Source organism: Pseudomonadota bacterium (assembly GCA_039815145.1).
GTDB lineage: Bacteria > Pseudomonadota > Gammaproteobacteria > Steroidobacterales > JBCBZW01 > JBCBZW01.
In genome coordinates this window covers 46415-54228 of sequence record JBCBZW010000025.1, presented here as the reverse complement: position 1 = coordinate 54228, position 7814 = coordinate 46415, and the positions used below count along the sequence as shown (strand labels likewise).

The 7814-nt window shown below is 64.0% G+C and carries 4 protein-coding genes; 1 reads left to right on the top strand and 3 read right to left on the bottom strand.

The window, feature by feature from the left end; all coding sequences use genetic code 11:
- Nucleotides 1-268: 268 nt before the first annotated feature.
- The 3 genes from AAF184_09260 to AAF184_09250 form a co-directional block, all read right to left on the bottom strand.
- Nucleotides 269-1234 (bottom strand): MBL fold metallo-hydrolase, encoded by a 966-nt coding sequence (locus AAF184_09260; protein ID MEO0422509.1) that lies wholly within the window; start codon nucleotides 1232-1234, stop codon nucleotides 269-271.
- Nucleotides 1231-2196, bottom strand: a complete 966-nt coding sequence (locus tag AAF184_09255; GenBank protein ID MEO0422508.1) for a fumarylacetoacetate hydrolase family protein — start codon at nucleotides 2194-2196, stop codon at nucleotides 1231-1233. The genes AAF184_09260 and AAF184_09255 overlap by 4 nt, the downstream gene beginning before the upstream one ends.
- Before the next feature lie 162 nt (nucleotides 2197-2358).
- Nucleotides 2359-4665, bottom strand: a complete 2307-nt coding sequence (locus AAF184_09250; GenBank protein ID MEO0422507.1) for a winged helix-turn-helix domain-containing protein — start codon at nucleotides 4663-4665, stop codon at nucleotides 2359-2361.
- 205 nt (nucleotides 4666-4870) lie between these two features.
- On the opposite strand from AAF184_09250, the gene AAF184_09245 reads away from it, so the two are divergent.
- On the top strand, nucleotides 4871-7204 hold the full coding sequence (locus AAF184_09245; GenBank protein ID MEO0422506.1) for a winged helix-turn-helix domain-containing protein: 2334 nt from the start codon (nucleotides 4871-4873) through the stop codon (nucleotides 7202-7204).
- Nucleotides 7205-7814 lie beyond the last annotated feature (610 nt).

Genomic DNA, 7814 nt, shown 5'->3' with positions numbered 1-7814 from the left:
GGGCACGTACACCTTCATGGTCTCAGGCCTTGCCACCGGCGACAGCGGTGGCCAATACCAGGTGCTGGTCGGGGCGACCTCGATTCCCCTGCCCGTGTCGGGCTTCCTGCTCGGCTGCGCGCTGCTGGGGTTGATCGTGACCCGGCGACGGTCCACCTAGGGCGCGATTCGCTGGCGACGCACGAAGCGTCGTGAATTCAAAGAAAGGGCGTCCTACACGGGGCGCTCTTTTTCTTTCTGGCCTTCCGGTCCGACGGGTGATCGGCTGTCAGGCGCCCCGGGGCCTTGCCTTGTGCAGGGCGGCCATCAGGGTGAACAGGCGCATGACATCGATCGGGCTGTCATCGCCCCGGTACTCCCGATAGAGCGTGTCGACGTTCACCGCGATACGCTCTGCATCCCCCCAGCTCGAGTAGTCGCCGAGGGCGATGTCGAAGGCCGCCTCCTCGCTGCTCATGCCCGCCTCGAAGCGCGCCCGTGCTTCGCGATCGATGTAGCTGAGGTAATCGTGCACGCGCTGCACACCTGCCCGGTCGGTGATCGGCCCGTGGCCCGGCACGATGGTGCTGGCGTCGATCGCGAGGATGCGTTCGAGGGCGCGTAGCCAATTGCCGACGGGGCCGGCCCACATGATCGGCGTGCTTTCGATGAAGAGGATGTCGCCGGTGTAGAGCACGTCGTCGTCCGGCACCCAGGCCAGGATGTCGCCCTGGGTGTGGGCAGGTCCCACCTCGATCAAGTGCACGGACTTGTCGCCGACCGCCACCTGCAGCTCACCGCTGAAGGTCTCCGTGGGTGGGGTGAGGGGGATGCCGTCGAAGGTAAACTGACCGAAGCAATGCTGTAGGTAACCCCCGAGCTCACCGAGCTGGTCCGTGGCCGCCATCATCTGCGCCAGCATGGCGGGCGGCACGTCTTCCATCTCCCGCGCGCTGGCCTCGGAGGCGAGGATGCGCGCGTTCTCCACCAGGCGATTGCCGAAGGTGTGATCGCCGTTGGCGTGGGTGTTGACCAGGGTGCCGATATCGCCGGCGGCGGTGCCGGCGGCGTCGCGCATGGCGTCCAGCATCTTCCGGGTGAGGTGTTCGTCGAAGAGCGTGTCGACGAGCAGGGAGGCGCCACTGTCAGTGACAAGCCCCGCGTTGGACCAGCCCCAGGTGCCGTCGGGTTGCATCCAGGCCCAGGTGCCGTTGCCGAGGTCGTGCAGGCCGTGGCGGTAGCAGGGGGTGCTCATGACGGGCTCCTCGTGTGCGGGGCAAGCACGCGGTTGGTGAGTTCACCCAGTCCCTCCACGCGCAGGGTGACCTCGTCGCCATCGGCGAGGAAGCGGCCGCTCTCGAGGCCACAGCCGTTGCCCACGGTGCCCGAACCCAGCACCTCGCCGGGGTGGAGCGTTTCCGCCTGGCTCAGGTGGGCGATGATGCGATCGAAGGTCCAGTGCATGGTGGCGCTGTTGCCCTCGCCGCGCAGCTCGCCATTGACGCTGACGCTCATGGACAAGTCGTAGGGATCACCCACCTCGTCGGCGGTGACCAGCCATGGTCCGAGCACGTTGGCGTTGTCGAAGTCCTTGGACTTGGCGGGCCCGAGCATGCCCGGCATCTCGGCGAGCTGGGCGTCGCGGGCGCTGAAGTCGTTGAAGATCATGTACCCGAAGATGTGCTGGTGGGCGTCAGCGGCGGCGACGTCGCGCCCGCCGCAGCCGATCACGGCGGCGAACTCCAGCTCGTAGTCCAGGACGTGCGAGTAGGCGGGCCAGTGGATGGCCGTGCCCGTGCCACACACGGCGAGGCGGTTGCACTTGTAGTAGAGCGGTTGCTGGTACCAGGCCGGCGGTGGGCGGGCCGCCTCCACGGCCTCCTCGCTCTCACCGCGCATGCGGGCAGCGGTGCGCAGGCACTGGGTGAGGTGCAGTTCGAAGGCGATGAAGTCGCGCATCTGCAGCGGCCGCGGCAGCGGGGCGAGGAGGTCGCATTGCGCCAGGGGTTTGATCGCGTGGCCAGGCGGGTTGCGCGTGAGGCTGGCGCAGCGGGCGAGCGCCTCGTCGCCGCCCTCGATGATGCGCTGGAGACTCTCTAGGGCAGCGGCGTCCGGGGCCGTTCCCGCTGCACTCGCGAGATCCACGATCTCCTGGTTGCCCTCGCGAAGGGCGCCGGCGCGGCCTGTATTACCGTCGCTGTAGGTGACAAAGCGCATTCGCCTCTCCCGCCTGGCTGGGGCGCGCGACAGACCCGCGCGACCGTGACCCGCGATTATGCGCCAAGGACGGTACGGCGCTCACGTTCGTGCTCGCAGCAGACCGTTAACACGGGGTGGGACCGCGCGCTGAAGGTTGCACTGCTCCCGAACGCTCAGAGGTTATCGAGACGCCCGAAACTCCGGGAGCGGCGCGAGTTCTCCCGCGGCTTGCATGCGAGCCAGATTGGCGCGTTGCTTGGCGAGTTCTCCAAGCACCTCGTTGTTGATGGCCTGAAAGTCCGGATGATCGAACAGGGATGCCGGTACCATCCGGTGCTTGGTCAGATCCACCAGTCCACCCATGGCACGCCAGTCGCGCACGCTCTGCAGCGCCCTCTCTTCGTCGCCCATGGCCACGTGAAGCCAGGTGTCCTTGGTCATCACACCATCCCAACGATGGCGACTCTTCGTCGGGATCAGCTCAAGGATTCGGGCAGTCAAAGGCATCGCTCGCTCCGCCTCACCCGTGAGATGCAGCGCTGTGGCATAGACCAACGCCAGGTCAAACTGCTCCGGGATACTCGCAATCTCAGCACCGCCCAGCAGGAACTCAGGATAGTGTTGCTCCACGCGGTCGATAACCCGTTCGGGTTGCCCCCGAGCAAGGTCGAAGGTGCTCAGCATCACATCAACCCACCGAACGTTACCGCCATACCTTTCGCCCATATCCTGGAGCAAGGCCTCGAGCTGTTGGTCCTCACCACGAATCAGATATGTCCGGATGCGAGCGACGTCAGCCTCGGACCCCTCTGGCACAGCACCGAGGTAGCGCTCGAAATAGCGAACGGCCTCCTCGCTCATGCCGAGATCGTCGTAAGCCGTTCCGATGTACAACAGATTGGATACTGTGTCCGGGTTCAAGGCGTAGAAACGCCCGTAGGCCTCTATGGCCTTGTCATGCCCGTACAGATGTAGCGAATACAGATCACCCAGCACATGATAGGTCTCGGCGTAGTCCGGGGCGTTCTCCCTGGCGGTATTGAGGTTTGCCAGCGCTTCCTCAAAGCGCTCGAGGCGAACCAGCACCCAGCCCGTTATCGCCAACGTGATGGGATTGCGGGGGTCGATCGCCTTAGCATTGACCAGGAGCGCGCGCGCTGACTCGTGCTCACCCAGCCAAGCGCTCTGAAAGAACGCATACATGCGAATGGCGTGGGCGTTACCGGGGTTGAGCTCGATCGCCCGCTCGTAGGCTGCTCTCGCCTCCGTTGTGTTTCCTCTGTCTCGCTCGAGTAGGGCCAAGGCCTCATAGGCTTCGCTGAGTGTTGGGTCGAGGCTTAAGGCCTTGTTGATCGCGACCTCAGCAAGTACCAGATTTTGCGGCAGTGACTGACTGCTAAAGGTGCGATGTTCGAGTAGGGTCAACCCTAGCTGAGCGTGGGCTTTGGCAAACGCCGGATCAAGCCTGACGGCCTCGCGAAAATGCTCTACCGCCACACGGAACGCCTCGCCCGTGTCGAGCGCCATGCTCACGCGACCGCGGAAGAAGGCCTCCAGCGCTGCAGTATTCTCGGTAGGCACCCGGGCGATGTTCTGTTGATCCTCCAGCGACAGCACCGTGCGAAGCTTCGCTGCAACGGCAAGCGCTATCTCGCTTTGAATCGCAAACACGTTTTGCGCATTGAGCTCGCGTGTATAAGTTTCTGCCCACAGGTGCTCGTCGGTTGCCGCATCGATCATCTGCACATTGATGCGCACGCTTTCAGCAGCGCGCTGGACGCCGCCTTCGATGATGAGGCTGGAGCCGAGTTCTCCACCGATTTCGGGCAGACTCTTATCGCTACTCCGGTAGGCCATCACCGAGCTGCGGGATATCGCGGTCAGGCCGCTGATCTTGGCGATCTGCGTGATGAGGTCGTCATGGAAGCCGTCGACGAAGTACGCATCCTCCTTCAGATCGCTGCGATTCATGAAGGGCAGGATGGCGATGGTGTTCGGCCGGAGTTCCGCTGGCGCAGAAGCGCCACGCACAACCATGGGAGCAGGTTCGACCGGGTCCCTCAGCCAGAGCACGCCGAGCACCAGGACCAGCAGCAGCGCGGACCCACCAAGCAACGCGCGACGCACAGCGGGCCCGCGCGTCGACACGGTGCCCATGGCCGCCTCTGGTGCAGCCTCGACCTCCCGAACCTCGCCCACGAACTGATAGCCGCGGCCGCGAACGGTCTTGATGAATCGCTGTTGCTCGCCGTCATCGCCCAAGACGGCACGTGCCAGCTTGATTTCGTTGCTCAACACGTTGTCCGACACGACGCGGCCGGCCCAGAGCGCCTCAAACAGCGCCTGGCGCGTCACCAGCCGATCACGGTGACGCATCAGGAAGATCAGTAGGTCAAATACCTTGGGGGGCACCGGGACGGCTTCGCCTTCGCGGGTTACGGCGAAGCTCTCCGTGTCGAACTCCAGTCCTGAGCACTGGAAAATCATAGTTGACCTGTCGGGGCACCCGGTGAGCTGTCGATGGTGGCACAGAAGAATCGCGTGAGTAAGTCATCCACCCCCTGCACCCGGTGGAGAAGCGGTGGCGGACAGCGCATCCGGGCATGCCGGTCGATGGCGCTGGCGCCTGCCGCGGGCAAGTCCTTTTGTGTCAACATGTTGGAAAAAGGCGAGGACGTCGCGTGGGCAACCGATGATTTTCCAGTGTGCGGGGCTGGAGTTCGACACCAACAGCTTCTCACTGACGCGCGAGGGAGAGGCGGTTTCGTTAACGCCTAAGGTTTTCGACCTGCTGGTCTTTCTGATGCAGCACCGTGATCGCCTGGTCACGCGCGAGGAGCTGTTCAACGAACTCTGGTCTGGGCGCGTCGTCTCGGACAACGTGCTGAGCAACGAAATCAAGCTGGCGCGGGCCGTGCTTGGCGACAACGGTGAGCAGCAGAAGTACATCAGAACCCTGCGCGGTCGCGGCTATCAGTTCGTCGGTGAGGTACGCGAGACTCAGGCAGCGCCAAGTCCGGCCGGGGCGGCCTCGAACGAGGCAGCACCAGCCGATTCGCCCCCAACCCCCGCGTTACATAAGTGGCGACCGTACCTTGCCCTAGGGACACTGGTTGCTGCAGTAGCGGCCGCGTTCCTTTGGCTGGCGGAAGAGCCCACCTCGAGCCAGCCCACCACGCCCACCGCAGACGTCAGGCCAAACGGTCCGGAGCCGGGCGAACTGCGCCCGAACACCATCGCGATCCTGCCCTTCGTGAACCACAGCCAGGTGGAGGAAGATGCGTTCTTCGTCGATGGGTTCCACGATGATCTCATCACGCAGGTCACCAAGATCAGCGGCCTCGCCGCGATATCCCGCACCTCCATGATGGCCTATCGCGGCAGCAACAAGAGCATGCCCACGATCGGCAGGGAACTTGGTGCAGCTCTCATCATTGAAGGGGGTGTACAGCGCGCCGCCGACAGCATTCGCATCAACGTGCAGATGATCGATGCGGCGACCGACGAGCACATCTGGGCGGAGACCTACACGCGGGAACTGAACGCCGAGAACGTCTTTGCCATCCAGAGCGAGATCACCCTCGCCGTGGCCACCACATTGCGCGCCGTGTTGTCTCAGGAGGAACAACAGGACATCGCCGAGGCCCCCACCCAGAGCACGGCGGCGCTGGACGCCTTCTTCCGCGGTCGTGTCAGTGCCGCGTTGACTACCACGAAAGGGTTCGGCGAGGCGGTGGAGCACTATCGAGAAGCGGTGCGCCTCGATCCGGAGTTCGCCGAAGCCCATGCCCAGCTGGGCCTGGCGTTGCTGGAACAACGCACCTACAGCAGCCTGCCCCTAAAGGAGAACCTGGTACTTGCCGAAGTGGCAGTGAGAAAGGCCTTGAGCCTGGACCCCGCGCTCAGCGAAGCCTACGAGGCTCTGGCACTCCTCGAACGCGACAAGGGGAATCGCGACGCGGCGCAGTCAGCGTACGAACGGGCGCTCGAGCTCAACCCGGGAAATGCCGACGCGGCGCGCATGTACGCCTTCTTCCAGAGCAACTGGCTGCGTCGACACGAGTCGGCGCTCGCGCTTCTGGCCAACGTCAAAGCGGTGGATCCACAGAATCCGATCACGCTGTCGATCGCCGGGTGGGTGAAGGTCGAGCTGGAACGCTTTGATGAGGCGCTCGAGGAATTCAACGCTGCCATCGCCAGTGCACCCGGGTATGCCGAGACCTATCGCGTGGCTGGCGACCTGTACTTCTTGAAGCTCTATCGCCACGACGAGGCGATCAAAGCCTACCGACGATTCTATGCCCTGGACCCGGACACGGCGTTCAACTTCTTGAACCTCGCAACGGCTTACGATGACCTGGGGGTTCCCGATGAGGCCGTGCGCTTCTTCGAGTTGTTTCTCGCAGCGTCTCCGACGGGGGCGGAAGCGGATGTCGCACGGATCAGGATCCACCTGATACGCGGCGAGGACGAACCGCTCCAGGCGCTGCTCGAGGAGATGGGGGAACGTTACTCGGGCCAACTACGCTGGGTCGACGTGATGCTCTGCGGGTTCGATCTTGCGGCGGGAGATCCCGAGCGCGCGATCGAGCGCGTGGAGACCCACTATCCGGAATTCCTGCTGGGCGGCTCAGACGTGGGGAGTATCCCTGACCGCTACCACCTGGCCCTGGTGTACGCGGCCGCCCTGCACCTGGCCGGCCGGGGCGACCAGGCGGCGCCGTTGACGGCGAAGATCCTCGAGGCGCTGCCAGCGACCAGCCGTCATCGCTGGAGCGGCATCCAAACCCTGGATACCTGGCTGCACATGGCCATGGGCAACGAAGAGAGAGCGCTGGAGAGCGTGCGCGAGTGGCGTGCGATCGGCGGCCGCCTGGACCTTTCCAAGCATCGGATGGTGCCGGAGTCGCTCCTGGCGATGCCCGAGGGTCAGGCCATCAACCACGAAATACTGGCCGACCTCGCCGAGCAGCGGGCCCACCTGGCTCGCATGGAAGCAGCCGGAGAAATAGCGCCGCTCCCGTAAGGGTTCTTGGCGGAGACGGCCCAGAAGCAACGCCGCCGGCTGCCTCTGGGCCGTGTGTCATCTGCCCCCGGAGCGACACGCTAGCCGGGAGACCACCCGTTGCGAACAGCCGACCTCAGTGACACCGGCTGCGACCGAAGACCGGCCGGACCGGATCCGAGCACTGCCGTCTGCTGATCTGGTGAACGTAGGGCGCTTCGGGCGCTCCCCCCGGGGTCTCCACCACCAGGTAGGTGGCAGAAGAGTGTGTTGCCAACGGGAGTTCGGCGATTTCCGTCGCCTCAGAACCGCTGAAAAGTATGGCTGCAACAACGAACGACAATGACGTCACCATGGTCTGGCTCCAGGTTCACGATTATTGAGGATGGCGCTCGTTTCTGAGCGCGGTCATTGAGGAAACGCCGCGTATGTGACTGAATAGGCTTTCGTTTTCTCAATGCTCAATACGCTAGAGGTGGCACGGCTTACGTGCTTGTGGGGAGCCTGTTCGTTGTCTATTGGTTTCCTATGAATCGCGGCAAGGGTGACAAATGCCGCTGATCGGACGACGCGTTCACGCCCGCACGACCGCCCCCTCGGATTCGGCCTTGGCTACGCGATGGGCATGGTG

Excerpts from the sequence above, each read along its gene's own strand:
- AAF184_09250 (MEO0422507.1), bottom strand. The coding sequence starts at position 4,665 with ATGATTTTCCAGTGCTCAGGACTGGAGTTCGACACGGAGAGCTTCGCC.
- AAF184_09260 (MEO0422509.1), bottom strand. The coding sequence starts at position 1,234 with ATGAGCACCCCCTGCTACCGCCACGGCCTGCACGACCTCGGCAACGGC.
- AAF184_09245 (MEO0422506.1), top strand. The coding sequence starts at position 4,871 with ATGATTTTCCAGTGTGCGGGGCTGGAGTTCGACACCAACAGCTTCTCA.
- AAF184_09255 (MEO0422508.1), bottom strand. The coding sequence starts at position 2,196 with ATGCGCTTTGTCACCTACAGCGACGGTAATACAGGCCGCGCCGGCGCC.